We start from the raw sequence: 26,455 nt of genomic DNA, 5'->3' as shown, positions 1-26,455 counted from the left end.
TTCACCGCTTCCCGTCGGAGCGCTCGTCCCGTGTCTCGTGCCCGGCCAGCAGCTGGTGCAGCAACTGCTCGTCCTCCGTGGAGAGTTCGGACACGAAGCGGGTCAGCACCGCCTCGCGGTCGGAACCCTCCTCCAGCAGCGACCGCATGCGCCGGGCGGTGTGCGACGCCTCGTCCCGGACCGGCGCGTAGGCGTATCCGCGGCCCTCCCGGTGCCGGACGAGCATGCCCTTGTCGTGGAGACGGGACAGGATCGTCAGGACCGTGGTGTACGCCAGGCCGCCGGGCAGCCGCTGCAGGACCTGGCGCGCGGTCAGGGGGCCGTCGGCGGACCACAGCGCGGCCAGCACGTCGTTCTCCAGCTCGCCGCGCGCCCGCCGGCCCGGATTCTCCCGGTTGTTCGGGTCGCTCACGTCCGTCCTTCCCCGGCCCATCCTGGCCTTTCGTCCGGACAGGCTACCCGGTCATCTCCTACCAGTTGTAGAAGGTATGCTCCGGGCTTCGACAGGCATCTACTACATCTTGTAGAGCCGCTAGCTCTCCCGACGCCCGGAGGACCAGCCCATGCCGTATGCCGGACGCACTCTCCCCGTGCCCGCACTCGCGGGCGCCGCACCGCGCCCGCAAGGCGAGGCCGCTCCCTCCCGCCGGGTCGCGATCATCTCCGCGAGCGTCGGCGCGGGGCATGACGGCGCCGCCACCGAACTCGCCCGCCGCCTCGTCGAAGACGGCTTCACCGTCGACCGGCACGACCTGCTGGACCTGCTGCCCGCCGGGCTCGGCAGCGCCGTCCAGCGGGGCTACCACCGGCTGCTCGTCCGGGCACCGTGGGCCTACCAGCGGATCTACGCCGGCACCGAGCGCGCCGGAGGCGGCGGCCCGGCGGCGCGCGCCCTGCTGCGCTCCGCCGAGAACCGGGTGCTGCGCGCCCTCGCCCCGGGCACCGGCGCGGTCGTGTCCACCTACCCCGGAGCCAGCCGGGTGCTCGGCAACCTGCGCCGCTCCGGACGGCTGACCGTCCCGGTCCTGACCTACCTGACGGACTTCTCGGTGCATCCGCTGTGGGTGGCGGACGGCGTGGACGTCCACCTCGCCGCCCACGCCGTCCCCGGCGCCCAGGCCCGTGCCGTCGGCGCCCGGGACGTACGCGTGTGCGGGCCCGTCACCGATCCCCGGTTCAGGCCCGGAGACAGCCAGGAGCGCGAGCGTGCTCGGGCCCGGTTCGGGCTGCCGGCGCACAGCCCGCTCGCCCTGCTGGTGGCCGGCTCCTGGGGCGTCGGACCGGTCCGCACGGTGGCCCGGGAGGTGCGCGACTGCGGCGCCGCCGTACCGGTCGTCGTCTGCGGCCGGAACGAGGCCCTGGCCGAGCAGCTGCGCGCCGACGGCATCGAGCACGTCTACGGCTGGATGGACGACATGCCCGGCCTGATGCGCACCGCCGACGTCCTCGTCCAGAACGCCGGCGGACTCACCTCCCTGGAGGCGTTCGCCGCGGGCCTGCCCGTCGCCAGCTACCGCTGCATTCCCGGCCACGGGCTGACCAACGCCGCCGCCCTGGACGAGGCCGGCGCCGCGGCGTGGATCCGCGAGCCGGCCGACCTCAAGGCCGTACTGCAGGACCTGATCGACGGCCCGCGAGGAAAGCTCCAGCGCGAGACGGGCCTCGCCCTGTTCGCCGCGGCGCCGGACCAGGGCCCGGCGGCCGAGATAGCACGGGTGCACCAGGCGGCCGGGCTGTCGGGGCCCGGCCACCGGCCCCCCTCCCGCCGCAGGCGCACCCCTCCGGGGCGCCTCGCCGCCACGGTCGCCGTAGCGTGCGCCGTGTGGGCGTGCGCCGTCGGCACGGGGATCGCGACGGCGTACGAGGGCCCCGGGCTGGCGCGCGCGATCAGCCACGGGCTCGATCTGGACGACCGCGCCCCGCAGTACGCCCCCCAGCCGGAAGGGAACCACTGATGACCGCCGCCCGTACCCTGCGCACGGCCGCCCTGGCCGCCCTGCCCGTGCTCGCCACGCACGCCGCGCCCGTCGTCTCCACGTTCGGGCCCCTGCGCAACCGCGCCCTGCCCCGCCTCTCGGGCCGCGGCCGCCCGGACCACGTCGCCCTGACCTTCGACGACGGACCCGACCCCGTCTCCACCCCGCACTTCCTGCGCCGGCTCGCCGCGCGCGAGGTGCACGCCACCTTCTTCCTGCTCGGGGTGCAGGCGCGCCGTTCACCGGGTCTGGTGCGCGAGATCGCCGCGGCCGGCCATGAGATCGGCATTCACGGCTGGCTGCACCGCCCGCTGCTCCTGCGCGGCCCGCGCGCCACCTACGACGACTTCGCCCGCGCCCGCGACACCGTCGCCGCGATCACCGGGCGGCAGCCCACGCTGTTCCGGCCGCCGTACGGCGTCATGTCGGCCGGCGCCCATCTGGCGGCGCACCGGCTCGGCCTCACGCCCGTCCTGTGGACCTGCTGGGGGGAGGACTGGACGGCGCGGGCCACCGCGGAGTCCGTCCACCGCACCGTCACCCGCGATCTGGACGGCGGCGGAACGATCCTGCTGCACGACTCCGACTGCACCTCCGCCCCGGGCGCCTGGCACTCGGCCCTCGGCGCCCTGCCCCGCATCCTCGACACCTGCGCGGAGCGGGGCTTCGAGGTCGGGCGGCTGCGTGACCACGGATGGCCTTCGCGTGGTGCGCGTCACCCGGGAACGTTCCCCGGGCGCCGTTCGTCTACAGTTCCGTAGACCGTCTACTTCGCTGTAGTCAGCTGTTGCCGGGCGTTCACCCTCGCCCGGTGCGCAGGAAGGCCCCCCACCCATGACCCATCCGCCGCAGCCGGCCCCCCAGCCCGCCCTCCACGTGTTCTTCCGGGGCGCTGACGCGACGGGAGGGAACCAGTGATCCTGGCCGTCGACGGGTCCTCCGTCGACGGCTCCGTCTACTCGGACGTGGTGCGTCTCGCGCAGCACTCTCCCGGCTGGCTGGACGACACGGTCTCGGCCTGGTCGACGTACGGGCTCGCGGTGTTCGCCGTACTGGCGGCCCTCGGCTGGTGGCGGGCCCGGCACGCCGGTGCCGCCGCCGCGGTGACCGCGCTGGTGGTCCCGGTGGTCGTGGTCCTGGCGTACGGCGTGGACGCCGTGCTGAAGCTGGCGGTGCGGGAGGACCGGCCGTGCCAGAGCCTGCACGTTCGGACGCTGGAGGCGTGTCCGGCGCCGGGCGACTGGTCCTTCCCCAGCAACCACGCTGCCATCGCCGCCGCCGCTGCCGTGGCCCTGGTGTTCGTCTCGCGCCGTCTGGGAGCGGTCGCCGTCGTGGCCGCACTGGCGATGGGAGTCTCCCGGGTGTGGGTCGGCGCACACTATCCGCACGACGTCCTGGCCGGCCTCGTCGTCGGCGCGCTGGTGGCCTTCGGGGCGATGTCCGCGGCGCGACGGCAGGCGGGAACCCTGGCACGATGGCTCACCGCCAGACGCCTGGGCGCCCTTCTGGTGACCCCATGAGCCGTGACGCCGGCGCCGGTGGCCGGTGGCGCGCCGGGCGCCTGCGGTGCGCGGGGCGCGCCGCCGGTGGGTGGTGCGCTGGTGCGCCGTCGGCCGGTGAGCGGTCCGCCGATGTCGGACGGCAGGCGGTCCGCCGATGACGGGCGGACCCACTGCTGCCGCAGCGTCCCGGACGGCCCGGTGGCTGCCGCAGCGGCCCGGACGGCCCGGTGGCTGGTGCGTCACCCCGGACGGCAGGCGGTCGCCGGTGTCGGACAGCGGCTGTCCGCCGACGACGGAAGGCCCGGCGGCCGCCGCAGCGGCCCGGACGGCCCGGTGGCTGGTGCGTCACCCCGGACGGCAGGCGGTCGCCGATGTCGGACAGCGGCTGTCCGCCGACGACGGACGGCCCGGTGGCTGCCGCAGCGGCCCGGACGGCCCGGTGGCTGGTGCGTCACCCCGGACGGCAGGCGGTCGCCGATGTCGGACGGCGGCAGTCGACCGACGATGGATGGCAGGCGGTCCACCGACGAGGACGGCAGGCAGTCCGCCGATGATGGACGACAGGCGGTCCGCCGACGATGGATGGCCCAGCGGCTGGCGCATCGGCCCGGACGGCCCCGCGGCGGCCCGGCGGCCGCCGCAGCGGACCTGACACGTACGACTCCGACCGGAAGGCTTCTGGAGCATCATGCGCCTCAAGATCCTTGTCGTCGAGGACGATCACGCCCTGCGGGACGTACTGCGCCGGGGCCTGTACGACGAGGACTTCGAGCCGGTCCTGGCCGCCGACGGCGCCACCGCCCTGCGGCTGGCCACCGCCGACATCGCAGCGGCCGTCCTCGACGTCGGCCTGCCCGACGCGGACGGCCGGGACGTGTGCCAGGCGCTGCGGGCCAACGGCTTCCTCGCCCCCGTGATCTTCCTGACCGCCCGGCACCACCTCACGGACCGGCTGTCCGGCTTCTCCGCCGGCGGGGACGACTACCTGCCCAAGCCCTTCCACCTCGCGGAACTCGCCGCCAGGCTGAGAGCCGCCCTCAGACGGACCGCCGCGACGGCGCCGGTGGCCACCGCCGGGGATCTGGTCCTGGACGCGGTGCACCACAGCATGACCGTGCACGGTGCCCGCACCGCCCTGTCCCCGACCGAGTTCCGGCTGCTGGCCACGCTCGTCGCCGCCGACGGGGCCCTCGTGCGCCGCCGCGACCTGGTGCGGGCCGGCTGGCCCGAGGGGGCGCAGGTCAGCGACAACACCCTCGACCAGTACCTGAGCCGACTGCGCCGCAAGCTGCGCGAGGCGGGCAGCGGCCTCACCCTCGGTACGGCGCGGGGGATCGGACACCGTCTGTCATGAACCGTGCCTTCCGTCACCTCCGCCGTATGGCCCCCCGCACCCTGCGCGGCCGGCTCTCGCTCGCGGCGCTGACCGCCACCGCCCTGCTGATGACGATCCTGACGGTGGTGTTCAACGCCGTCATGGACCGGCACCTGCAGCACCAGGCCGACGACGAACTGCGCAACCGCGCGGCGGCGGTGGCCACGACCGTCGACACGAACGCCCCCCGGGTACGCGTCCTGGACACCGTCAACGACCGCCTCCTCGACGCGAACGTGTGGATCTACGCCGGACCCCGCCTACTGGAGAAGCCGCCGTCCGCCAGGGCCGGCAGCCCGCTGACCCGGGCCGCCCACCGGCTGGCCGAGCGGCCCGGGCACGCCTGCGCGACCGTCCACACCCACGGCCACCCGCCCATCAGGCTGTGCTCCCAGCCCCTCCCCGGCCGGCATTCCCCGGCCACCGTCGTCACCGCCCTGGATCTCGCTCCGTACCGCGGCTCGGCCGACACCCTGCTGCTGGGATCACTGATCCTCGACGCCGTGATGCTCGGCTGCACCTACGTCCTCACCCGGCTCTCCGTCAGCCGGGCCCTGCGCCCGGTGCGGACGATGACCGACCAGGCCACCCAGTGGAGCGCCATCGGCTCCGACGAGCGCTTCGGCACGGCGGACCACCCGGCCGAACTCGCCCGCCTCGGCGCGTCGCTGGACCAGCTCCTGGACCGCACCCGCACCGTGCTGCGCCATGAACAGCAGCTGACGGGAGAGCTGTCCCACGAACTGCGCACCCCGCTCACCCGGATCATCATGGAGCTCGACTGGTGGCGGGGCCGCCCCCGCACGGACGCCGAGACCCGTGCCGCGCAGGAAGTGATCTACGAGGCCGCCCAGTCCATGCGCACGATCTGCGACACGCTGCTGAACGACGCCCGCGAGAACGCGCTGAACCCGGCGACGACCCCGGGGACGACCGATGTCGTGCCCGTCCTGGACCGGCTGCTCCAGCACCTCGACACGCCGGACCGGGTGAAGACGGCGGTCGAGGCGGAAGCACCGGTGCTGGAGGCAGGAGTCGCCCCCGCGCTCCTCGAACGCATCCTCAGTCCCCTGCTCGCCAACGCCGCCCGCTACGCCCGCTCCCGGGTGACCGTGTCCGCGGTGCGCGTGCCCGGCGTCGTGCGGATCGACGTCGCCGACGACGGTCCCGGCGTGCCGGAGGCGTTCGTGGCCGAGCTGTTCCAGCCCGGCCGACGCGCCGACTCCGGCGACGGCCACGACGGCGCGGGCCTGGGGCTGCCGCTGGCCCGACGCCTGGCCCGGGCCGTCGGGGGCGAGGTGTCGTACGCCCCCGGACCCCTGCCCGGGGCGAGGTTCACGGTCAGCCTGCCCGCCGGGTGACGGGTGTGGCGTTCGTCCACACCGTGTGGAAAGCCAGGCGCAGGCAGGCCGCGAGGGCCGGGTGCTCGATGAAGAGGGTGGTGGTGGAGTCGGCGCCGGCCACCGGGTCGGGCATGTCGCACAGGACGAGGGAAGCGTCGGCGATAACGAGTTTCAGCGGGAGTTCGGGGGCGAAGCGGGCCTCCTCGCCCGCCGCAGCGAAGCGCCGTACGTGTTCCACCTGCTCGGGGTCGTTCAGCGCGTCGTCGAGGTAGATCGCGCGGACCGTGCCGCCCGAGTGGTGGAGCCGGTCGACCACCGCCAGGCCGTCCGTGTTCTCGGTGGGGGCGACGAACGGCGGTTTGCAGAAGGTGAGCAGTTCGTGCCGTGCCTGCCGCTGGATGTCGGCGAAGCGTTCGGCGATCGCCTTCGGGTCGCGCAGGATCTCGATGTAGTCCAGCGGATCGGTGTGCTCCCGGCCCTGGGACCACAGGGGCTGGAGGATGCCGGCCAAGTCCTGGGAGACCCGGTCCAGTCGGTCGATCGTCTCCCGCTGCGCGGCCATCAGACGGGCGAGGGCCAGCTCGGGCGTGACGGCGGAGTACGTGGCCACCCGGCCGGGGTGGGTGGTCGCCAGCTGCCGCCGTACGAGGGTGTCCAGCACGTCGTACACGCGTTGGCGCGGTACGTCGGCCTCCCGGGCCACCTCGGCGGCCGTGTAAGAACCACGCCTGATGAGGGTCAGGTAGACCCGTGCCTCGTACCGGGCCAGGCCCAGCGACATCAGGTCGTTGATGGTTCCGTCTTCAAGCTCCATGGCTGCACAACGTACCGGGCAACGCCGAGAGTTGAGGCCAAGAATTTTACCAACTGGCTCTGTTCTCTTCAGCAAAGTGTCCATAGCCTCATCAGTAGCCACCACTGACCAGGGTGGCAGCATCAGCAGGATGCCCGAATCGACTCCACCCGGCCACCCCCAACGGAAAGCGGTTGTCATGAACCTGATAACACCGCCACCTCCGGCCGCCGTCGTGGAGCCACCCATCCCCCCACGGAGGGCAGTTCATTGCAGTCTCATCGCAGAAGGAACCCGATACGCCGCGGCGCGCCCGCGCTCCTGTCTGCAGCAGCTCTGATCACCGGCGGCCTGGCCGTCGCCACCCAGTCGGCGGCCTTCGCCACGACCACCACCGCCGCATCGCCCGCGGCCACCACGACCTCCACGGTGCACACCCGCTCGCTGTGTTCACAGCCCACCAGGCCCGGCTACATGGCCTGCCAGGCGGTCGTCCGCACCGACCTCACCCCGCAGAAGTCCCTGGGCCGCCACGACACCCCCAAGGGCTTCGGACCGGCCGACCTCCAGGCCGCCTACAACCTGCCCAAGGACGGCGGCAAGGGCGCCACGGTCGCGATCGTCGACGCCAACGACGACCCGAACGCCGAGAAGGACCTGGCCGCCTACCGCTCCCAGTACGGCCTGCCGGAGTGCAGCACGAGCAACGGCTGCTTCAAGAAGACCGACCAGGACGGCGGCACCAACTACCCGGCGCCCGACTCGGGTTGGGCCGGTGAGATCTCCCTCGACGTCGACATGGTCAGCGCGGCCTGCCCGCAGTGCAAGATCCTGCTCGTCGAGGCCAAGTCGGCCAGCATGGACGACCTCGGCGCGGCCGTGAACCAGGCGGTCAAGCAGGGCGCCAAGTACGTTTCCAACAGCTACGGCGGCGGTGAGGAGGCCGCCGACACCAAGGCCGACGACCAGTACTTCAAGCACCCCGGCGTCGCCATCACCGTCAGCTCCGGCGACAGCGGCTACGGCACCGAGTACCCGGCCGCCTCGCAGTACGTGACGGCCGTCGGCGGCACCTCGCTCAAGAAGGACAGCAGCACCCGCGGCTGGTCCGAGTCCGTGTGGGGCGCCTCCGCCGGCGGCGACGGAGCGGGCTCGGGCTGCTCGCAGTACGACGCCAAGCCGTCCTGGCAGAAGGACACCGGCTGCGCCAAGCGCGCCGTCGCCGACGTCGCGGCCGTCGCCGACCCGGCCACCGGTCTCGCCGTCTACGACACCTACCAGGCGAGCGGCTGGAACGTGTACGGCGGCACCAGCGCCTCCGCGCCGTTCATCGCCGGCGTCTACGCCCTCGCGGGCACCCCGGGCTCCGGTGACGTCCCGGCGTCCTACCCCTACGCCCACCCGGACAAGCTGAACGACGTCACCGACGGCGCCAACGGATCCTGCGGCACCTACCTGTGCAAGGCGGGCAAGGGCTACGACGGCCCGACGGGCCTCGGCACCCCGAACGGCGTGGCAGCCTTCACCAAGTAGAAGTCCAGCGCAATCGTTCTCCTTCGCCCCGCCGGTTGCCCGGCGGGGCGAAGTGCTGTGCGGCGCCCCCCTTCGGCCAGGGCAGGTGACCGTGATGACGCTCGCGCCACGTCGGCTTGCCCACGCCGAGCACGAGTGTCTGCTTCACTCCGAGCCGCGCACCCGCCTTCACCGACTGGGTGTTGATGTCCAGCCTGGCGACATCGCCGTCCGGACCAGCATCCGCACGGCGCGTCACGTCACGACAGGGGTAGAGGTTCTCGCGGGCACTATGCGCTGGGGTCGCGGAGGCCGACTGCGTCGTGCCGCCAGAACGGCTCTGCGTAGACCAGTGTCCCTGTCATCCATGGCTCGTACTCCGGGAGTCTGAGGGCCTGGAAGGCGCCATCAGGAATGCGCAGGGATGGTTTTCGGAAGCCCTGGTCGTCACCGGGCGCGAAGCCGAAGCGGGAGTAGTAGCCCGGATCGCCCTCCAGGAAGACCAGGGGGACGGCCCGCTCAGCGAGGGTCTTCAGCCGTCTCGGACCAGGGCCGAGCCGATACCGCACTTGTGATGCTCGGGCATGACGGCCAACGGGCTGAGTACATGCACCTCAACCAGTCGCCGAGGGGCATCGAGCAGACTGCGGGTGAACATGATGTGTCCGACGATCTGCCCGTCGAGCTCAGCGACCAGTGAGAGTCCGTCCGCGGGCGCGATCGTGCCCCGCAGGGTGTCGACCAGGTCGGCCACGACAAGGCCGTGGTCACCGAAGGCCCGCAGGTGGATGTCCCGCACAGACTCTCTGTCGCTCGGAAGTTCTTCCCGGAGATCCATGACCGGAGGGTAAGGACCTGTCCCAGTCGCTCGCACACGGTTTTGAAGCCCGAAGGATGCGCGGTGGGTGACACCGAGTTGCACACCACACACAGTGCCGCACCTCACCGTCGTCGTGGGCGAAGACGGGATGCGGACACCACCGGGAAGCGCCCCCGCCGCCGTTCGCCGGGGCGCCGAGCCGTCAGGCCAGGCCGGCGATTGGCCGTTTTGGGCCACCCCGACGGCTCCGACCAGGTCTCACTGCGGGCGCTGGTGGCCCAGATCTGCCAATCGCTCCCGCACGCCCGTCACGTTGCGGGGCCTCCTCGGGAGTGCTTGTCGACCACGTACACGCCCATCCCCGTCACGGTCTCCACGAGCCCCTCGTCCTTCAACACCTTCACGGCCTTGCGCAAGGTGTCACGCGCTACGGCGAATTCGGCTTCCAGTGCCACAAGGCTTGGGATGCGGCGACCGGGCGGGATGCTGCCGTTCTCGATACGGGCGCGCAGGATCTCGGCAATCTGGCGGTACGGCGGGACTGGCCCTTCCCGGTCAATGCTCATGATCGAGACACTAGGCGGCGAGCGTGTACCTGCCATAGCTACCCCAGAGGATAGACGGGGGTAGTACACCTCCTCTAGGCTGCGGGAAAACAAGCGCCCCGGCGAGGTTGTGCGACCTCCCGGGGCATGGCCACCAACTTCAAGGGAGTTGATGACGGTGAGCATTATCCACGCGTTACTGCGGTGGGCACTGGGCGTGTTCGTCCCCGGCACCGGCAGGCGCCGCACTGAGACCCGCCACGCTGCCGTACCGGTCCCCGCATACAGGCCCCGGGCAGCCCGTGCCGCCGCACCATGGCCGCCGGCCCACCGCTCCCCATACGGACTGGACACGCCGCTCGACGGCAGTGCGAACGCGGTCGTCCGACCGTACCTTCTCGAAAGCGAGCGCGAGTCGGCACGGCAGAGTCGGCGGCGGCTGGCCCTGGTCCTCGCGGCCGACTTCGGTATCGACCTCGACCGGCATGCGGTCGGCGCCGAGGCGGTGGCGTGATGGGCGCAACCGTGAAGCGGCCACAGGGGACGGGGAGCAGCACGGACACGTCGTGGCCGTCGGCCGAGTGCGCGCTCGCCCTCCTACCCGGCTACGAGGACCTGCACGGCGCCTGCCGTCAGACGGCGAACGTACCGCTGCCCGGCAGCGTGGGCCTGCTGCTAATTCGTCGCTGCCCCTGCGCCTGCCACGCGCCGATTGCAGGAGGCGCGCGGTGAACGCCGGAAGCCCACCCCAGCCCGGGGAATCCCGCCTGACGATCCACATCTACCGACTCACCCCCGACGGCAAGCGCCTCGCACAGTCCAGACGACTTACGGTCACGGCCAACCCGGATCCGGAACGCCTCGCGGACTCGTTCGCCTGGCCGCCGTGCCGCTGCCCTCGCTGCCGCACTGCACGGAACTGAGCCACAGATGCGCACGCGAAGGACCCGGGGCGCTGACCTGTCGCCGAAGTCAACGGCACTTGTGCGCATGGCACTTGGTCCCGGGCAAGGGGGCGCCCGGACCGGGGGTCGTGGCGCCGGGCCTTCGCTTGCCCGGGGTGCCGGTGTGCTTGGCCGGGGAGTGCGTGGGCTTGGGGGAGGGAGAGGGGACGCCGGGCTCGTCGGTGCCGCGGCCCAGGGGGGCCGGGGTGGGGAAGGGGAGGTCGGGGAGGCCGGAGAGGGCGTCGTGCATGTAGCGGGTCCAGATCTCGGTCGGGATGTCTCCGCCGAACACCTTCTGCAGGCCGCCGACGCCGGCCAGGGACTGGAGCTGGGGGTGGGCCGGGTCCTCCTTGAAGAGGACGACCGACGTGGCCAGTTGGCGGGTGTAGCCGATGAACCAGGCCGAGCGGTAGTCGTCGGTGGTGCCGGTCTTGCCCGCCGCCGTACGGCCGAGGGCCTGGGCCCTGGTGCCGGTGCCCCGGGCGATGACGCCCCTGAGGACGTCGGTCACGTTGTCGGCGACCGGTGCGGGCAGGGCCCGTACGGGGGTGGGGGTCGTGAAGCCGGGGAGGGCCGCGCCGTCGTGGGTCACCTTGGTCACCGAGTACGGCGTGGCCTGCATCCCGGAGGCGGCGAAGGTCGCGTAGGCGCCCGCCATGCGGATGGCGCTCGGGGTGGAGGTGCCGATGTAGAAGCCGGCGCTGGGCGCGGCGAGGCTCTCCGGGCGCAGGCCCACGGTCTTCGCCGTACGGGCCACGTCGGCGTAGCCGACGTCCTCGCCCAACTGCACGTACGGCGTGTTGACCGACTGCTCCATCGCCGTGCGCAGGGAGATGTACCCCCAGCGGTGCGTGGTGTCGTTGTGCTGGTGGAGGAGGCCGGTGGGGTCCTTGTCGTCGGTGACGTAGTTGCCCTGCTGGTCCTTGATCTGGATGCCGTCGTCGCCGTCGAACTTGCTGGCCGGGGTGATCGGCGCCGGAGGCGTGCCCGGTTTCAGGACGGCCCCGTACTGAAGCGCGGAGGCGAGGACGAGCGGTTTGAAGGTCGACCCCACCGGGACTCCGGAGGTGTCGGCGTTGTCCGAGTAGTGGGCCTGCTGGTAGCCGGGGCCGCCGTAGACGGCCAGGATCCGGCCGGTCGCCGGGTCCACCGAGGCGGCGCCGACCTGGACATCGCGGTCGGCGGCCCGGTGGGCGGGGTCGAGGCGCTCCGCGCGCACCTTCGCCACGGCCTTGGCCAGTTCCGCCGTCCGCTTGCGGTCGAAGGTGGTGTGGATCTGGTAACCGCCCCGGCTCAGGGCGCTGTCGGTGATGGAGGGGTCGTGGGCCTGGGCGTACGAGCGGGCCAGCTGGACCAGATAGCCGGTCTGGCCGGTGAGCCCGGACCCGGGGGCCCACTTCCTGGGCGTCGGGAAGCCGGCCGCCGCGATGCGGGCGCGCTGCTCCTGCGTCAGCTTGCCCGTCGTGACCATCCGGTCGAGCACCCAGGACCAGCGGGCCTGCGCCCGGGCCCGGGCCCGGGGATCGGCGTCGGCGTACTGGAAGAGGCTCGGCTCGTTGACCGCGGCGGCGAGGAACGCGCCCTGGCTCACGTTCAGCTTCTCGACCGGGAGGCCGTAGTACACGCGGGCGGCGGCCTGGATGCCGTTGGCCTGGCGGCCGAAGTAGCAGGTGTTCAGATAGCCCTGGAGAATCTGCTGCTTGCTCATGCTCGCGCCGATCTTGGCTGAGATCAGCAGTTCCTTGAACTTGCGGGAGAGCGTCTGCGACTGGTCGAGGTAGGTGTTCTTGACGAACTGCTGGGTGATCGTCGAGCCGGACTGGACGGAGCCGCCCTCTGCCATGTGCACGACGGCGCGCGCGATGCCCTGCGGGTCGATGCCCGGGTCGGTGTAGAAGGAGGCGTTCTCGGCGGCGATGAAGTCCCCCTGCACATCGGCGGGGACCTGCGCCAGGGTGACGTTCTCCCGGTTGACGCTGCCGTCGGTCGCCAGGACGGTGCCGTCGGACCAGTAGTAGACGTTGTTCTGGAGCAGCGCCTTGGGATTCGGGTCGGGGATGGTGATCGTGGCGTAGGCGTACCCGACGGCCGCGGCCACTGCGCCGACGCAGAGCAGGAACGACGCGAGCACCTGGCGCCACGACGGCAGCCAGCGGCGCGGGCCCGTGCGGCCCGCCCTGGGGTAGTCGATCCAACGTTTCTGCACGCCGCTACGGCGCCGCCTGCCGCGGCCGACCGCCGCACGGCTGCCGGAGCTGCTGCGCTGCGGCTGTCGGCGCCGGGTTCCGCTCATGGGCTCGGATCACTTTCCTTTCAGGACCACTGGGTGGTGTCGTGGGGGACGGGCTGCTGCCGGTGGCCGGCCTGGGGCGCGGGCCGGGCAGGGCCCCCGTACGGCTCCGGCTGTGGGAGGGAGCCGTAGGGTGCGGGCTGCGGGACGGCCGCGTACGTTCCGGGACCGGGGACGGCCCCGTACGGGTCCGGCTGCTCAAGGGCGGCGGTGCGGTCTTCCCCGGACGGACCGGTGGCCGCCGGGGCCGACACCAGGCTGCCGTAGCGCTCCATGCGCTGCCAGCGCAGGCGGGAGCCGGACACGGCGGTGAAGACGGACTGGATCACCACCAGGTACATCAGCTGCCGGTAGACGAACTGCTGCAGCGGCAGGCTCCACAGCGGGCCGGGGCGTTCGCCGTCCAGGCGGAAGGCGTACAGGCCCATGCCGAGTTGCAGCAGCAGGAAGGCCAGCCACAGGCCGGCGATCCGCAGCGGGTCGAGGAAGACCAGGCCGTACAGGGCGAAGATGTCCACGGCCGGCGCGAGCAGGGGCAGCAGCACCTGGAAGAGCAGGAGATAGAGCAGGCCCCGGCGGCCCAGTTTGCCGGCGGCGCCGCGCTGCACCAGCGCGCCGCGGTGCTTCCACATCGCCTGCAGGGTGCCGTAGCACCAGCGGTACCGCTGCCGCCACAGGGCGTTCAGGGACGCGGGCGCCTCGGTCCAGGCCACCGCGCCCTCCTCGTACACCACGCGCCAGCCGTCGCGGCACAGCGCCATGGTGAGGTCGGTGTCCTCGGCGAGGGTGGCGTCGCTGACGCCGCCGAGGGCGAGCAGCGCCCGGCGGCGGAAGGCGCCGACCGCTCCGGGCACGGTCGGCATGCACTCGGCGAGGTCGAACAGCCGGCGGTCGAGATTGAAGCCGACCACGTACTCGATGTGCTGCCAACGGCCCAGCATGCCACCGCGGTTGACGACCTTGGCGTTGCCCGAGACGGCACCCACTCGAGGGTCGGCGAAGGGCTGCACGATGGTGCGGACGGCGTCGGGTTCGAAGACCGTGTCGCCGTCGACCATGACCACCAGCTCGCAGGAGGCGGCGGCGAGACCGGTGTTGAGCGCGGCCGGTTTGCCCGCGTTCTCCTGGCGGATCACCCGCACCCCGGGCAGCCGGAGCGACTCCACCAGGTCCGCGGTGCCGTCGGAGGAACCGTCGTCCACCACGATGACCTCCACCGGATGGTCCGAGGAGATCAGGGAACGCACGGCCGCCTCGATCCCCGCGCTCTCGTTGTACGCGGGCACGATGACACTGACCGGCTCGGTCACCGGCGGCCCCCAGGAGCGGCCCCGGCGCCCCGTCCGCAGCTTTCGGTGCCGACGGGCCGCGATCAGCACGACCGCCGCGCGCAGCACGCTGATCACTCCGGCCGCGGTCATCAGCGCGCCGAGCAGCCATACGATCCAGCCGCCGGTCCGCAGCACCGCGATGAGGGCCATGCCCTGGAGGTGGTCGCCAAGGCCGGCGCGCTGGACGGGACCGGCCATGCCGACCGCCGCGCCGACCGTCGTGAACCGGAAGCCGTGTGCCCTGAGCCGCGGGATCAGGGCGTTCAGGGCGGCGACGGTCTGGGAGCGGTCACCGCCGCCGTCGTGCATCAGCACAATCTGCCCGGCGTGGCCGTGCGGGGTCGCGTTCGCGAGGATGCGGGCGGTGCCGGGGCGCTGCCAGTCCTCGGCGTCCTGGGTGGTGAGCACCGTGACATAGCCCGCCTGGTCGGCCTGCTTCAGGACGGACCAGTCGGCGTCGTCCAGTGCGGCGCTCTCCGAGGAGTACGGCGGTCTCAGCAGCGCGGTGGTGACCCCGGCCGCGCCGGCCACCGCGAGCTGTGTCTCGCGCAGTTCCAGGGAGCGCTGCCACGGGGCGAGGCGGGACAGATCGGGGTGGGTGAAGGTGTGGATGCCGATCTGGTGGCCGTCGGCGATCATCCGGCGGACCAGCTCCGGGTGGTCCACGACCTCGGTGCCGACGACGAAGAAGGTCGCGTGCACATGGTCGCGGCGCAGTACGTCGAGGATGCGCGGCGTCCAGACGGGGTCGGGGCCGTCGTCGAAGGTGAGGGCGATGGTGCGGTCCTTCACCTGGACGGCCTGCGCGGAGGAGGCGGCGTTCGCGATCACCGGGCCGCCGTGGACCACCCGGCCGGGCACGGTGTCGCTCCGGCCGCGGGCACCGGTCACGTCGTCCTGGCTGATCCCGAACATGTGGTGGGTGTAGCCCTGCAGCAGGAGGGCCGTCGACAGGGTCACCCCGAGCACGCTCAGCAGGAGCCAGTGGGTGCGCGGTGTGATCTGGCCGGTGCGGTCGCGGCGGCGGACGGGGGTCTTGCGGCGGGAGGGGGCGGTGCGGTGCCGTCGGTCTGTCACGTCAGGGCCTTGGATCACTTCACGGGCTTGTGGGACGAGCCGAGGGCGCGGCCCTTCGAGGTGCGGGGGCGGGCCGGGATGGCGGAGGTGGCCCTGGTCGGCGCCGCGGCGGGCCCGGTCGCGGGGGCGGCCTGGGCCGCCGTCCGGCCGGACGCCGTCCTGTGCGTCGTGGGTCCGGGGTTCGCGTGCTCCGCCGCGCGGCCGGTGCCGGAGGGGGCGTCGGAGCTGGTCACTCGGGCGGTGGCCGGGTGCGTGGCGTCCGGCTGCGGGACGAACGGGGCGCTGACGCTCGGGCCGCCCAGCAGGGTGCTGACCAGCAGCACGACATAGCCGCCGGCGGGGATCATCAGCAGCCGGGCGGCGCGCAGCACGTGGCGCTGGCGGCGCCCCGAGGCGTCCACGAAGACGGGCCGCACCGGCTCGCTCGCCGGTGAGTCCGGTGCCGTGTCCCGGTCCGGCTCCGTCTCCCAGGCCGGTGCGGTCCCCCAGTCCGGTTCCGGCACGAAAGGCACGGGGTACGGGTCGGACGGCGCCTGGTGCGCGGCGGCCCAGGGCAGCGTGGCCGTGTCGGTGTGGGCGCCGTCGCCCTCGTGCCCGGGGGCATACGCGTACCCCGCACCGCCGTACGGCTCCTCGCCGTACGTTCTGCCGCTTTCGTCCGTCCACCGCACGAGTCGTGTCCCCTGTCCTGGCCGACCGGCATGGTCGTCCGCATGGACAGAGCGCGGCGGCCCGGAACTGTTACACCTCACGCCTCAGCAGCCACTCCTCACTCCTCGGGCAGCCACTTCACCACCGCGTCCCCGCGCTCGGCCGTGTGCGAGTAGAACGCCTTCAGTTCCTGGTGCGCCGCCGCGAACGCACGCCAGGTCTCGGGCTCCGCCCGCGGGCCGCCGTAGCGCGGCAGCAGTGCGTCCCGGGCGAAGTGCCACAGGGCGTCGAAGTCGGCCATCGCCAGGAACCCGGAGACCCGGCGGGTCTGGGCCGCCGTCAGCACCAGCAGCGGTGGTTTGTGCCGGTCGACGCGGAACACCGGCCGGCCGCCGAGCACCACCTGGCTCTGGGGCCGGTCCTGGGCGAGGGGGTGGTGCGGGGAAGCGCCGGCGTAGATGCGCTCCTGGTCGCGGTAGCGGCGGACGGTCTCCGAGTCGTCCTCGAAGATCCGTTCGAGCCAGGTCGAGCTGTTGCGCAGTGCCGGCGACGGCACCGCGCGCAGACGGAGGTACGCGCTCATGCCCCAAGGAGCGCACGGGGCCGCCGAAGCATCACGCCACCGATGTGCCGGGCGCGGGGCGGCCGGGCCCTGTGCAGTGGTCGGGGCCCTGGCCGCCCCATCCCTCTCCGTGCTGCCCAGGGGGGAGTAGGGGACGACACGGAGAGGGGTCCGGGGGCGGGCTGCGGTACCGGCGCGGGCGAGCGGCCGGGCCCGCGCGGTACCGCACCCGGCACTCCCCCAGCGCACGGCCCACGGGAAACGTCACGCGGCCGCGACCGCAGGTCACCGGCGGCTGCGTGAAGGGCTCCCGGCGCGTTGTGACATTTCTGTGAGCTCAGGCGCTGGTAACTGTGGGGCCGTCGGTGCGGCAGGGACGCGGTGGACGGCATGAGCTCGCTATGAACCGGCGCGAACGAGGACAATCTTGGGCCAGGTACGGCAACCCCGGCGCGTGCAGGCGTACGACGGGGAACTCGGCGCGGCGGTCGCACGGGCCCAGGAGGGCGACGAGGCCGCCTTCGCGGTCGCCTACCGGTTCGTGCAGCCGGGTCTGCTCGGCTATCTGCACGGCATCGTCGGCGACGACGCCGAGGACGTGGCCGCCGACGCCTGGCTGGAGATAGCCCGCGACCTCGGCCGGTTCAAGGGCGACGGCGCCGGTTTCCGCGGCTGGACCGCGACCATCGCCCGGCACCGGGCGCTGGACCATCTGCGCCGCCAGCGGGTGCGGCCCCGGGCGGGCGGGACCGAGCAGGACGTGCTGGACCTGCCCGGTCCGCACAGCACCCATGAGCAGGCCCTGGAGTCCATGTCCACCGAGCGGGCCCTGGAACTGGTCCGCGCACTGCCCCGGGACCAGGCCGAGGCCGTGCTCCTGCGGGTCGTGGTCGGCCTCGACGGTCCCGCCGCCGCACGCGTTCTCGGCAAGCGCCCCGGAGCGGTGCGCACAGCGGCCCACCGAGGCCTGAAACGCCTCGCGCGCCAGCTCGGCATCGGCGGTGAGGCGGAGATGGGTGTGACGGATGGGGCTTCCCGGACGCTGGGGGAGTCGACATGAAACACCGAACGAAACGAAACGGCCGGACAGGAACGGACGGGAACGGAAAACGGACATGGGTGAACGGCTGAGCGGCGACGGAGTCCAGGGCCGTCGACGTGTGCGGCCCGGCGCCGTGTCCGGTGCGCCGGGTGCGGCCGAGGCCGCCGCGCTGGAAACGGCGCTGGCCACCGTCCTGCGCGCCGGCGATCTCGACCCGCGGGCCGAGCAGCGGGCCGTGGCCGCGTTCCGGGACGCGCACGCCACGGGCGCGCACCGCGCTCGCAGCCGGCGGCGGGACGACTGGCGGCCGGCCGCGGAGCGGCGGCTCCGGCGCCCGGTGAAGATGACGTTCGGCGTGGTCTTCGCCAGCCTCACCCTGGGTGGTGTCGCCGTCGCGGCCATCGGTTCCGCCGGCTCGTCGACGGGCGGTACCGGCTCCGGACCGCACGCGCGTCCGTCGGCGGCCGCCCCGCAGCGGCCGGGCGGCACGGCGTCGTCGGCGCCCTCCGCCGGCTCCTGGCCGGCGGACCGCCCGCCGTCCGCGAAGGACACCGAGGCCCACTGCCGTGCCTACGAGCAGGTCCGGGCCCGGGGCAAAGCCCTCGACTCGAGAACCTGGCAGCGGCTCGTCACGGCCGCCGGCGGCAAGGACGAGATCGCCGCGTACTGCTCCGAGCAGCTCGCGCGGGCGACCGCCGAGCCGGGCAAGCAGGCCGGCACCGGCAAGTCCGGCAAAAGCACCGAGGGCGCCGGCAAGGGCACGACGGGCAAGGCCGGCACCTCGGGCAACGGGACATCCGGCAACAGCTCCGGCGGCACGGGCGACTCCGCCGCGAAGGGCCGGGCAGGCAGCGGCCGGAGCGGCGGGAAGCACTAGGCCCTGTCGTCAAACTCCCTCCCCCAGCCTTCGGCCGGGCGGTGCCCCCAGCCCCACGACGCCATGCACGCTCCCCCAAAGGGGGCACCCCCACTCGCCGCACCGGGCCCGGGCCCAAGTACATCCAGTACGAGGGCCAGAGCCCGGCACTCCCCCAGCCTTCGGCCGGGGGGACCCCCAGAGCACGCACCTACTGCATACATCAGCCGCTCCGCGGCGGGCGCGAGGCCCGCCCTCCGGGCGGACGGCGGGAGTTTGACGACAGGACCTAGCCGAGTTCATGCCGGTGCGGACGGCTTCCCCGCCGCCAGGGAGCGTGGGCGGGTGTGACGGAGGTCAGGCCGATGCCGTGGCCTCCGCGCTCACCCGGGCCGGTTCCGGTACGACACGGCGCCGCCGGGTCGGCATCCCGAACATCGGGTTGGCGACGCTCCAGGCCGCGCCCTTGCAGACCAGCTCCTTGTAGCGGGCGGCGAGCCGTCCCGTCAGGGCCGCCCGGACGGCTCGGTCGTCGGCGGTGACGTACTGGATCAGGCCTTCCCTGCGGCCCAGCGAGATGCACTGGTTGAAGTAGCGGATCGGCACCTTCGGCAACTTGCCGCCGGTCAGGCGGGCCGTGACGGCGTCGGCCGCCTGCCACGCGGTGAAGCCGCCCGAGGCGCACGACATCCGCAGCGGCTTGTCACCGGGGCCCATCGCCATGGCCGCGTCGCCGATGGCGTACACGTCCGGGTGCGAGACCGAGCGCATGGTCCGGTCGACCACGATCTGCCCCTCGCCGGTGACCTCCAGGGTGGTGGCCTCGGCGATCGGGTGCACGGCGAAGCCGGCGGTCCACACGGTGACCGCGGCCGGGACGGCCGTGCCGTCGGCGAGGCTGACATGGTCGGCCTCGACGGCGGTGACAGCGGCGTGCTCGTGCACGGTGATGCCCAGCTTGCCGAAGACCTTCCGCAGGTGCCTGCGGCCCTTCGGGGACAGCCAGTCGCCGAGGCCGGCGCGGGCGACGAGGGCGACGTCGAGGTCCGGGCGGGCCTCGGCGATCTCGGTCGCGGCCTCCACGCCGGTGAGGCCGCCGCCGACCACGACCACGGGCCGTCCGGCGTCCAGGGCGGCCAGCCGCTCGCGCAGCCGGAGCGCGCCGGGGCGGCTCGCGAGCTGCTCGGCGTGCTCGGCGGTGCCAGGGACGCCCTGGTCGTTCCAGCCGCTGCCGAGGGCGTACACGAGGGTGTCGTACGCCAGCTCCCGCGGACCGTCCGCGCCGGTGACGGCGACGGTCCTGCGGTCCACGTCCACGCCGGTGACCCTGCCGAGCCTCAGTTCGACGCCGGTGCCCGCGAACATCCCGGCCAAGGGCCGGGGCTTGAGGGACTGGCCGACCGCGAGCTGGTGCAGGCGGACGCGTTCCACGAAGTCGGGCTCGGGGTTGACGAGGGTGATGGCGACGTCTTCGGGGCGCAGCCGCCTGGCGAGGCGCCCGGCGGCGACGGCTCCGGTGTATCCCGCTCCGAGGACGACGATGCGGTGCTGCATTTCCCGGCTCCTGTCTGCAGTCTTCAGCCGCTGCCTTCAGCGGATTCGCCCCTTGAACCGGGCGGCCCGCCGATTCCTGACAGGAGTCGGGTGTGAACCAGCTCACATACGGATCAGTAGAGGCTGAGCAGGGGTTCGCCGTGGTCGGCGGCGGCCCACCGCCGGCTCGCGCGCTCCAGCTTGTCGGGGTTGACCTGGTTGCGGAACGCGGCGATGCCCTCGGCGGTGATCTCCAGGCACATGACGCCGATGACCCGGCCGCCGACGACCGCCACGACGGCGGGGCCGCCGTTGGCGGTCGTGACGTACAGCTCGGACGAGCCGCCGACGAGGCGGCGCTTGGCCTCGCTGGGCTTGAACAGGCCCCGCATGAACGTCGCGACCGCGCGGGCACCCTCGAACGCCTTGGCGCGGGCCGGGACCTTCCCGCCGCCGTCGCCGATCGCCACCGCGTCCTGGGTGAGCAGCCGTACCAGCGGCTCGGTCCTGCCGCTGGTGGCGGCCGCGAGGAACTCCTCGACGACCCGCCGGGCGGCGGCCAGATCGATCTCGGTACGGGCCCTGCCGTCGGCGACGTGCTTCTTGGCCCGGTGGAAGATCTGCTGGCTGGCGGCCTCGGTGAGGTCGAGGATCCCGGCGATCTCCCGGTGCGGGTAGCCGAAGGCCTCCCGCAGCACATACACCGCCCGCTCGTTGGGGGTGAGCCGCTCCAGCAGGGCGAGGACCGCGTACGACACCGATTCGCGCTGTTCGACGGTGTCGGCCGGCCCGAGCATCGGGTCCCCGGCGAGCAGCGGCTCGGGCAGCCACTGACCCACATAGGTCTCGCGCCGCGCGCGGGCCGAGGAGAGCTGGTTGAGACACAGGTTGGTGAGCACCTTGGTCAGCCAGGCCTCGGGCACCTCGACCTGCTCCACATCAGCGGACTGCCAGCGCAGAAACGTCTCCTGCACGGCGTCCTCGGCCTCGCTCGCCGACCCCAGCAGCCGATAGGCGATGGCCTCCAGCCGGGGCCTGGCCGCCTCGAACCGGTCCACGTCGCTCACGGTCAGAGCCATGCCCGGGATCCTAGCCCGCGCGCCGCGGGCGGGCCGCCGCAGTACGGCGCCGGATCCATGCGCAACCCCCGGGTCGGACGGGACCCGGGGGTTGCGGACCGCGAACCGCCTCGCCGGCTAGCGGGCGGTGTGTGCGTCAGGCGTGGGCAGGTGGCTGCCGGGGAGCACGGTGGGGTCGGGGGTCGGATGGGTGGTGGCGTGGGACGGCGTTCCGGAGGACCGGGACGACGTGCCGAAGGACTGGGCCGTGGCGGTCGTCGTCGGCGGGTTGCCGTTCGGCACCCAGTAGGTGGTCGTCCAGGCGCTGCTCGCGGCGATCGCCGAGGCGATGGCGGTGCGGTTGGCCGACGGGTACGAGGTGTTCCCGCCGAAGGTCTGCACCGACCAGATGCTCGCGGCCTCCTGGCTCAGGTAGTACGAGGCCGGTGCCGAGAGCGTTGACTCGGCGGACCAGAGCATCGGGCCGTACGTGGCCGAGGCGGCGCCGCCGGCGACCGCGTTCTGCCAGGTCCAGGTGTCCTCGACGGCGGCCTCGGTCGGCGCGGTCCACCAGAAGCGGGCCAGGTTGGCGGCCACTTCCTCATGGGTCTTGCCGCCGATCGTCCAGAAGCTCCACGCCTTGTTCAGCGTCACGTGCTCCATCGCCTGGGTGGCGTTGTAGCCGACCGCCACCATCCTGGTGGTCTTGGGGTCCAGGGCGTTGAGGTAGTTCTTGACCGAGGCCGGGACCGTCCTGCCGTTCGTCAGCAGGACCACTCCGGTGCCGCGGTAGCCCAGCGCGCCGGCGGCCGTGGAGGCGGCGATCGGGTCGTGGTACTCGCTGCCGTCGGCGACGAAGATCCAGCTCGGGGTGGCGCTGATCTGCTTGGCGACCCGGACCGACAGCGAGGAGAGGTCGGGGGCGTCGAGCCGCAGCGGCTTGTAGCCGAGCGCCTGGACCTGGCTCGCCACCTTGGAGCCGAGGATGCCCGTGCTGCCGTTGAGGTAGACGGTGCTGCCCTTGGGCAGGGAGCGCCTGAGCTCGGTGGCCGCGGCGGAGTCCAGTCCGCTGCCGGAGGTCATCAGCACCGGGCCCTGCTTCTCGGCGGCCAGCGCGACCGCCGGGGCGGAGTAGGTGGCGTTGCCCTTGTTGACCAGCACCGCGGACTTGGCCGTGAGCAGGCCGGGCACGTGCGTGGCGCCCACGGTGTCGAACGTCCACCGGGAGGCGGCGCCGTCGATGCCGGTGGACCCGGTGCCGTAGACCCGGATCAGGGAGTTCTTCCGCAGCGGCTGCCAGGTGGGCTTGGCGCCCTTGCCGGCGCCGGTGACCTCGGCCGACGTACCGCTCGCCAGGTCGAGGATCCGCACGGTCTGCACGTCGTCGGACCAGCCGGCGTGCGAGCTGTGCGCCTCGTAGGCGATCCGTCCACCGGCCGGGTCCCAGGTCGGGGACAGGTGGTCGGAGGCGTCGGTGGTGACCTGCTTGACGTTGCCGCCGTCGGCGTCGGCGGTGAACAGCTGGGTCCAGCCGTCCACTTCACGCGTGAAGACCAGCTTGGTGCCGTCCGCCGAGAACACCGGCGAGGAGCCGGCGGCGATGATGTTCTTCAGCGCCTTGGTGGACGGGTTGTAGGTCCAGATGCCCTGGCTGTCGTAGCAGCCGTAGTTGTGGCGCCGTTCGAAGGCCAGGGTGCCCGCCGGGCTCGACGTCGGGTGGACGTCACAGACCGTCGACGGCTCCTGGGTGCCCGTCAGCAGCGGCTCCGGCGCCCAGGATCCGTCCGAGGGCCCGTAGGCGAGCTGGCCCGCCGTGCTGAACACCACGTACCGGCCGTCCAGCCAGAACGTGGGGTCCTCGTACGACGCGCTGGAGCGCACCTTGGTGGCCCACGGCAGCGTGACGAGCGAGGTGGTGCCGGTGACCCGGCCGGTGGCCAGCTGGCTCCAGCCGGCCACGACCCTGCTGCCGTCCGGCGCCCAGTTCGGGGTGTAGCCGCCGTTCGGGATGTTGGGGACGGAACGCAGTCCCGTTCCATCCGCGTTGACGGTCTCCACCCCGGAGGAACCGCCGTACAGGCCGAGTTGACCTGCCGTCACGTCATCCGTCGCGGCCCGCGCGCCCGGTGCCGCCGCACCGAGCAGGCCGGCCGCCAGCGAGGCGGCCGACGTGAGCGCCGCAAGACGACGGCGCGTGCGAGATCTCAACGAGTAGCCCCCTGAAGAGTGCCTGCTTGTCCGCCGCGAGCGTCTCGCCCGTCGCATCCCGGGAACGTGTGTGCAGCCCGGGCGTCCTCGGCGCACGCGGCTGTCGCGCAGCGCTCCTTCGGGTCCCAGCGATCACTCGTCGGCAGCAGGACCGTATGTGATGACGCGCGGGGGGCACCGGAAAGTGAGTTCGAACAGTGGGTGAACAAAAGGCGCAGGAGCGCTACTTGTTCCCGAGCGGGGGAATGCGCAGGGTCCGCAGCGGCGAGAGGAAGCCCGGCAGAAGGCTCAGCGTCATGCCGGCCGCGCCGATCCCCAGCGTGGCCGCCGCTCCGAAGGCGGAGCCCGCGGCCCCGCCCAGGACCCCGCCCAGCGGCAGCCCTCCCCATGACACGAACCGGGCCGTGCCGATCGTCCGGCCCAGAAGCCGGTCCGGGGTGAGGGACTGCTGCACGCCGGTCTGGGCCACGACGCGGACGACGCCGCCCAGTGAGAGAGCCGCCAGGCCGGTCGCTGCCGCGCACACGCTCCAGCCGGGTCGCGCGGCCGGCATCAGCGCCGTGAGCGGACAGGTGACGAGCGGCGCAAGCCAGATGACCGGGCCCTGCCCGAGCCGCTGTGAGACGCCGGCCGCGAGCAGAGCGCCCAGCAGGGCACCGCAGCCCATGCCGGACAGCACCAGACCGACGGCCGACGGACCGAGGCCCAACTCCCGTTCCAGGAAGACCAGCAGCATGCTCTGGTACAGGGCGAGGAAGAGGTTGAACAGTGCGTCGCCGAGGACTGTCGCGCGCAGGACGGGATGCCCGAACACGAACGTCAGCCCCTCCGTGATCTCCCGGCGCATCGGGGGCCGCCCGCCCGCCTCCGGTCTCGGTTCGCGTCCGCGGATCCGGCTCGCGAGGAGCCCCGACAGGGCCATCCCGGCCGAACTCACCGCGAGCGTCGCGGGGGCACCGGCCCAGCCGACGAGCGGGCCCGCCACGGCCGGTCCGCCGATACTCGTCACCGACTGGATCGCCGAGAGTTTCGCGTTGCCCTCGACGAGACGGCCGCGCCCCACCAGGTGCGGCAGACAGCTGACGTACGCGACGTCGAAGAAGACGGTCAGCACGCCATGGACCAGGGCGACGGCGTACAGCCACCGGATCGACAGCAAGCCCGCCCACCAGGCCGCCGGTATCGTCGCGAGCACCAGCGCCCGCACCAGATCGGTGCCGACCAGCACCCGGCGTTTGGGCAGGCGGTCCACCCAAGCCCCGGCCGGCAGCCCCACCAGCAGCGAGCCGGCCGTGGTCAGCGCGCTCAGCAGCCCGACCTGGAAGGCGTCGGCGTGCAGGGCGAGGAGGGCGACCAGCGGCAACGCCAGGAAGACGACACGGTCGCCCAGTTGACCGAGTGCGGTCGCGGCGAACAGCCGCCCGAAGTCCGGCTCGCGGAGCAGCCCGAGCCGGGACACCGCGGGCCGCCCGCTCAACGCACGTCCACCGCGAACTCGTAGACCACTTCCCGGCGTACGTCCGGGATGACGATGTCGGCGGTCTCCACCGGCCGGCCCTCGGTGTCGTAGATGATCCGCTCGATCCGGAGCACAAGGTCCCCGACACCGATCCCCAGCAGATGCGCCTCCGCCCGCCCGGCCCGCGCCGGGCGCGGCACCTCGACGACGGTCTCGGCGTCCACGCCGATGGCACGCAACCGCGCGACCACCCCTCTGCCCGCGAGCGGCCCCCGCTCGGGCAGGACGACCGGCGTTCCCCGCGTGACGGCGATCGGCTCCCAGGAGTCGGAGAGCTGGACGGGCTGCCCGTCGGCGAGGAACTCGTACTGCGTGTTGACGCAGAGGTCCCCGGTGTTGATGGCGAGCCGCTCGGCGATGGCCTCGGGGGCGGGGACGCGTACCAGGCTGTGCGCGTCCCAGGAACCGGCCCGACCCCGCTCCGGCGTGCCGCCGAGGGCGCGGGCGCCGCGGTGCTCGCAGTGCCACGAGCGGAGCATCCGCAGGCGCTCGCGGGGCGCGCGGACGTAGGTGCCGGAGCCCGCGCGGCCCTCCAGCAGGCCCTCGATGATCAGCCGGTCCACGGCCCGCTGTACGACATTGCGCCCGACGCCGTACTCCTCGGCGAGCCGCGCCCGGGACGGCAGCCGCGTCCCGATATCCCACTCCCCCGCGAGCACCCGCGTGCGCAGGGCGTCGGCGACGGCGAGGTACGGCGCCTTTCGGGGCATGGGCGACCCTCCGGTCGGTGACGTGGTTCCGGGCGGATTCGCAAGCTACTTCACGGGCTCGGAGCTACTGGATCAGCACTGCGCTCGGTGTTGGCCGCAGCGGGCGTACTCCGCTCGGCGCAGCCGACGTTGCTCCCGTCGGTGGACGCGTCGGGTCGGTCGGCCGGGGACGCTGGTCGGGCGCCCGTATCCGGACCTGAAGGAAGTGAAGTGAGCCGTCGACTGTCACCGAGGGCCCGGAAGAGCTGGGTCGTCGTCCATGTGGTCGCCTCGGTCAGCTGGCTGGCGCTGATGCTCTGCCTGCTCGCCCTCGGGGCCACGGCACTGGCGACCGACGACGCGGACACGCTGCGGAGCGCGTACCGGGCGATGGGGATGCTGGGGGATGCGCTGATCGTCCCGCTGAGCCTGCTCACCCTGCTCAGCGGGGTGGTGCTGAGCCTCGGCACACCCTGGGGCCTGTTCCGCTACTACTGGGTCGCCGTCAAGTTCTGGCTGACCCTCGCGGCCACGGTGGCCTCGATCTTCGCCCTCACCGCCCGGCTGCACGACGCGGTGCACGCCGTGGACCGGCATCCGACCGGCCCGATCGCGGCCATGCACCTGGGGTTCGTCCGCGACAACACGGTGATCGCGCCGTCCGTCGCGCTGTCGCTGTACCTGGCGATGGTCGTGCTGTCCGTCTTCAAGCCGTGGGGACGGCGGGTCCCCGGGCCGGTGCGGGACTCCTTCGCTCGCCGCGGAGGATGAGCGGCAGCGGCCACGGGCGCGCAGAGAACCGCGGCGATCGTCTGCGAGCCCAACAAGC

At 72.9% G+C, this 26,455-nt stretch carries 25 protein-coding genes; 10 read left to right on the top strand and 15 right to left on the bottom strand.

Annotation, left to right across the window (positions count from 1 at the left end; genetic code table 11):
• Window position 1 precedes the first annotated feature (1 nt).
• Window positions 2-433: a BlaI/MecI/CopY family transcriptional regulator gene (locus ACWCQS_RS16440; RefSeq protein ID WP_451005049.1), complete on the bottom strand. Its 432-nt coding sequence runs from the start codon at window positions 431-433 to the stop codon at window positions 2-4.
• A 130-nt stretch (window positions 434-563) separates the two neighbouring features.
• Here ACWCQS_RS16440 and ACWCQS_RS16435 point away from each other — a divergent pair, with 130 nt between their 5' ends.
• The 5 genes from ACWCQS_RS16435 (at window position 564) to ACWCQS_RS16415 (ending at window position 6,214) form a co-directional block, all read left to right on the top strand.
• Window positions 564-1,955, top strand: a complete 1,392-nt coding sequence (locus tag ACWCQS_RS16435; RefSeq protein ID WP_451005048.1) for a glycosyltransferase — start codon at window positions 564-566, stop codon at window positions 1,953-1,955.
• The gene (locus tag ACWCQS_RS16430) at window positions 1,955-2,737 is read left to right on the top strand and encodes a polysaccharide deacetylase family protein (RefSeq protein WP_451005047.1); all 783 of its coding nucleotides are present in this window, start codon (window positions 1,955-1,957) and stop codon (window positions 2,735-2,737) included. The genes ACWCQS_RS16435 and ACWCQS_RS16430 overlap by 1 nt, the downstream gene beginning before the upstream one ends.
• 153 nt (window positions 2,738-2,890) lie before the next feature.
• A complete protein-coding gene (locus ACWCQS_RS16425; protein ID WP_451005046.1) occupies window positions 2,891-3,496 on the top strand; it encodes a phosphatase PAP2 family protein in 606 nt (201 codons plus the stop codon).
• Between the two features lie 670 nt (window positions 3,497-4,166).
• Window positions 4,167-4,832: a response regulator transcription factor gene (locus ACWCQS_RS16420; RefSeq protein WP_451005045.1), complete on the top strand. Its 666-nt coding sequence runs from the start codon at window positions 4,167-4,169 to the stop codon at window positions 4,830-4,832.
• Window positions 4,833-4,858: 26 nt separating this feature from the next.
• The gene (locus ACWCQS_RS16415) at window positions 4,859-6,214 is read left to right on the top strand and encodes a sensor histidine kinase (protein ID WP_451005044.1); all 1,356 of its coding nucleotides are present in this window, start codon (window positions 4,859-4,861) and stop codon (window positions 6,212-6,214) included.
• Here ACWCQS_RS16415 and ACWCQS_RS16410 read toward each other — a convergent pair.
• A complete protein-coding gene (locus ACWCQS_RS16410) occupies window positions 6,195-7,010 on the bottom strand; it encodes a TrmB family transcriptional regulator (protein ID WP_451005043.1) in 816 nt (271 codons plus the stop codon). The genes ACWCQS_RS16415 and ACWCQS_RS16410 overlap by 20 nt on opposite strands.
• 249 nt (window positions 7,011-7,259) lie before the next feature.
• Here ACWCQS_RS16410 and ACWCQS_RS16405 point away from each other — a divergent pair, with 249 nt between their 5' ends.
• Complete coding sequence (locus ACWCQS_RS16405; RefSeq protein ID WP_451005042.1) at window positions 7,260-8,522, top strand: S53 family peptidase; 1,263 nt, start codon at window positions 7,260-7,262, stop codon at window positions 8,520-8,522.
• Here the strand turns inward: ACWCQS_RS16405 and ACWCQS_RS16400 are convergent.
• The 4 genes from ACWCQS_RS16400 to ACWCQS_RS16385 form a co-directional block, all read right to left on the bottom strand.
• Complete coding sequence (locus tag ACWCQS_RS16400; protein ID WP_451005041.1) at window positions 8,512-8,760, bottom strand: hypothetical protein; 249 nt, start codon at window positions 8,758-8,760, stop codon at window positions 8,512-8,514. The genes ACWCQS_RS16405 and ACWCQS_RS16400 overlap by 11 nt on opposite strands.
• A gap of 31 nt (window positions 8,761-8,791) precedes the next feature.
• On the bottom strand, window positions 8,792-9,070 hold the full coding sequence (locus tag ACWCQS_RS16395; RefSeq protein ID WP_451005040.1) for a hypothetical protein: 279 nt from the start codon (window positions 9,068-9,070) through the stop codon (window positions 8,792-8,794).
• Window positions 9,034-9,339 (bottom strand): GNAT family N-acetyltransferase, encoded by a 306-nt coding sequence (locus tag ACWCQS_RS16390; RefSeq protein ID WP_451005039.1) that lies wholly within the window; start codon window positions 9,337-9,339, stop codon window positions 9,034-9,036. The genes ACWCQS_RS16395 and ACWCQS_RS16390 overlap by 37 nt, the downstream gene beginning before the upstream one ends.
• A gap of 290 nt (window positions 9,340-9,629) precedes the next feature.
• The gene (locus ACWCQS_RS16385; RefSeq protein WP_451005038.1) at window positions 9,630-9,887 is read right to left on the bottom strand and encodes a GntR family transcriptional regulator; all 258 of its coding nucleotides are present in this window, start codon (window positions 9,885-9,887) and stop codon (window positions 9,630-9,632) included.
• A 151-nt stretch (window positions 9,888-10,038) separates the two neighbouring features.
• On the opposite strand from ACWCQS_RS16385, the gene ACWCQS_RS16380 reads away from it, so the two are divergent.
• On the top strand, window positions 10,039-10,380 hold the full coding sequence (locus ACWCQS_RS16380) for a hypothetical protein (protein WP_451005037.1): 342 nt from the start codon (window positions 10,039-10,041) through the stop codon (window positions 10,378-10,380).
• A 458-nt stretch (window positions 10,381-10,838) separates the two neighbouring features.
• On the opposite strand, the gene ACWCQS_RS16375 is transcribed toward ACWCQS_RS16380, so the two are convergent.
• From ACWCQS_RS16375 to ACWCQS_RS16360, 4 genes are all read right to left on the bottom strand, one after another.
• Entirely contained in the window at window positions 10,839-13,103 is a 2,265-nt protein-coding gene (locus ACWCQS_RS16375; protein ID WP_451005036.1) for a transglycosylase domain-containing protein, read from the bottom strand.
• Between the two features lie 20 nt (window positions 13,104-13,123).
• Window positions 13,124-15,508 (bottom strand): bifunctional polysaccharide deacetylase/glycosyltransferase family 2 protein, encoded by a 2,385-nt coding sequence (locus tag ACWCQS_RS16370; protein ID WP_451005035.1) that lies wholly within the window; start codon window positions 15,506-15,508, stop codon window positions 13,124-13,126.
• 14 nt (window positions 15,509-15,522) lie between these two features.
• Window positions 15,523-16,179 carry a hypothetical protein gene (locus ACWCQS_RS16365; protein ID WP_451005034.1) on the bottom strand — a complete coding sequence of 219 codons (657 nt, stop codon included), beginning with the start codon at window positions 16,177-16,179 and terminating at the stop codon, window positions 15,523-15,525.
• Window positions 16,180-16,277: 98 nt separating this feature from the next.
• Window positions 16,278-16,742, bottom strand: coding sequence for a DUF1877 family protein (locus ACWCQS_RS16360; protein WP_451005033.1), 465 nt, complete (start codon window positions 16,740-16,742; stop codon window positions 16,278-16,280).
• A 406-nt stretch (window positions 16,743-17,148) separates the two neighbouring features.
• Between ACWCQS_RS16360 and ACWCQS_RS16355 the strand changes: the two genes are divergently transcribed.
• Together ACWCQS_RS16355 and ACWCQS_RS16350 are read left to right on the top strand one after the other, a co-directional pair.
• A complete protein-coding gene (locus tag ACWCQS_RS16355) occupies window positions 17,149-17,781 on the top strand; it encodes an RNA polymerase sigma factor (RefSeq protein WP_451005032.1) in 633 nt (210 codons plus the stop codon).
• 55 nt (window positions 17,782-17,836) lie between these two features.
• On the top strand, window positions 17,837-18,640 hold the full coding sequence (locus ACWCQS_RS16350) for a hypothetical protein (RefSeq protein WP_451005031.1): 804 nt from the start codon (window positions 17,837-17,839) through the stop codon (window positions 18,638-18,640).
• Between the two features lie 336 nt (window positions 18,641-18,976).
• Here ACWCQS_RS16350 and ACWCQS_RS16345 read toward each other — a convergent pair whose 3' ends face one another.
• From ACWCQS_RS16345 to ACWCQS_RS16325, 5 genes are all read right to left on the bottom strand, one after another.
• Window positions 18,977-20,173: an NAD(P)/FAD-dependent oxidoreductase gene (locus tag ACWCQS_RS16345; protein WP_451005030.1), complete on the bottom strand. Its 1,197-nt coding sequence runs from the start codon at window positions 20,171-20,173 to the stop codon at window positions 18,977-18,979.
• A 113-nt stretch (window positions 20,174-20,286) separates the two neighbouring features.
• Entirely contained in the window at window positions 20,287-21,231 is a 945-nt protein-coding gene (locus tag ACWCQS_RS16340; RefSeq protein ID WP_451005029.1) for an RNA polymerase sigma-70 factor, read from the bottom strand.
• 117 nt (window positions 21,232-21,348) lie between these two features.
• Complete coding sequence (locus tag ACWCQS_RS16335; RefSeq protein WP_451005028.1) at window positions 21,349-23,418, bottom strand: cell wall-binding repeat-containing protein; 2,070 nt, start codon at window positions 23,416-23,418, stop codon at window positions 21,349-21,351.
• A 223-nt stretch (window positions 23,419-23,641) separates the two neighbouring features.
• Window positions 23,642-24,895 carry an MFS transporter gene (locus ACWCQS_RS16330; protein ID WP_451005027.1) on the bottom strand — a complete coding sequence of 418 codons (1,254 nt, stop codon included), beginning with the start codon at window positions 24,893-24,895 and terminating at the stop codon, window positions 23,642-23,644.
• Window positions 24,892-25,647, bottom strand: coding sequence for a GntR family transcriptional regulator (locus tag ACWCQS_RS16325; RefSeq protein ID WP_451005026.1), 756 nt, complete (start codon window positions 25,645-25,647; stop codon window positions 24,892-24,894). Before ACWCQS_RS16325 ends, ACWCQS_RS16330 begins: the two co-directional genes overlap by 4 nt.
• A 210-nt stretch (window positions 25,648-25,857) precedes the next feature.
• Here ACWCQS_RS16325 and ACWCQS_RS16320 point away from each other — a divergent pair, with 210 nt between their 5' ends.
• Complete coding sequence (locus tag ACWCQS_RS16320) at window positions 25,858-26,397, top strand: DUF2269 domain-containing protein (protein ID WP_451005025.1); 540 nt, start codon at window positions 25,858-25,860, stop codon at window positions 26,395-26,397.
• The last annotated feature ends 58 nt before the right edge of the window (window positions 26,398-26,455 follow it).

Source organism: Streptomyces sp. NPDC002076, from assembly GCF_053593835.1.
Note: the sequence above shows the minus strand (reverse complement) of the source record. Positions and strands in the feature narration are given on the sequence as shown.

Excerpts from the sequence above, each read along its gene's own strand:
- ACWCQS_RS16440 (WP_451005049.1), bottom strand. The coding sequence starts at position 433 with ATGGGCCGGGGAAGGACGGACGTGAGCGACCCGAACAACCGGGAGAAT.
- ACWCQS_RS16435 (WP_451005048.1), top strand. The coding sequence starts at position 564 with ATGCCGTATGCCGGACGCACTCTCCCCGTGCCCGCACTCGCGGGCGCC.
- ACWCQS_RS16430 (WP_451005047.1), top strand. The coding sequence starts at position 1,955 with ATGACCGCCGCCCGTACCCTGCGCACGGCCGCCCTGGCCGCCCTGCCC.
- ACWCQS_RS16420 (WP_451005045.1), top strand. The coding sequence starts at position 4,167 with ATGCGCCTCAAGATCCTTGTCGTCGAGGACGATCACGCCCTGCGGGAC.
- ACWCQS_RS16415 (WP_451005044.1), top strand. The coding sequence starts at position 4,859 with ATGGCCCCCCGCACCCTGCGCGGCCGGCTCTCGCTCGCGGCGCTGACC.
- ACWCQS_RS16410 (WP_451005043.1), bottom strand. The coding sequence starts at position 7,010 with ATGGAGCTTGAAGACGGAACCATCAACGACCTGATGTCGCTGGGCCTG.
- ACWCQS_RS16390 (WP_451005039.1), bottom strand. The coding sequence starts at position 9,339 with ATGGATCTCCGGGAAGAACTTCCGAGCGACAGAGAGTCTGTGCGGGAC.
- ACWCQS_RS16385 (WP_451005038.1), bottom strand. The coding sequence starts at position 9,887 with ATGAGCATTGACCGGGAAGGGCCAGTCCCGCCGTACCGCCAGATTGCC.
- ACWCQS_RS16380 (WP_451005037.1), top strand. The coding sequence starts at position 10,039 with ATGACGGTGAGCATTATCCACGCGTTACTGCGGTGGGCACTGGGCGTG.
- ACWCQS_RS16375 (WP_451005036.1), bottom strand. The coding sequence starts at position 13,103 with ATGAGCGGAACCCGGCGCCGACAGCCGCAGCGCAGCAGCTCCGGCAGC.
- ACWCQS_RS16360 (WP_451005033.1), bottom strand. The coding sequence starts at position 16,742 with ATGAGCGCGTACCTCCGTCTGCGCGCGGTGCCGTCGCCGGCACTGCGC.
- ACWCQS_RS16350 (WP_451005031.1), top strand. The coding sequence starts at position 17,837 with ATGGGTGAACGGCTGAGCGGCGACGGAGTCCAGGGCCGTCGACGTGTG.
- ACWCQS_RS16345 (WP_451005030.1), bottom strand. The coding sequence starts at position 20,173 with ATGCAGCACCGCATCGTCGTCCTCGGAGCGGGATACACCGGAGCCGTC.
- ACWCQS_RS16340 (WP_451005029.1), bottom strand. The coding sequence starts at position 21,231 with ATGGCTCTGACCGTGAGCGACGTGGACCGGTTCGAGGCGGCCAGGCCC.
- ACWCQS_RS16325 (WP_451005026.1), bottom strand. The coding sequence starts at position 25,647 with ATGCCCCGAAAGGCGCCGTACCTCGCCGTCGCCGACGCCCTGCGCACG.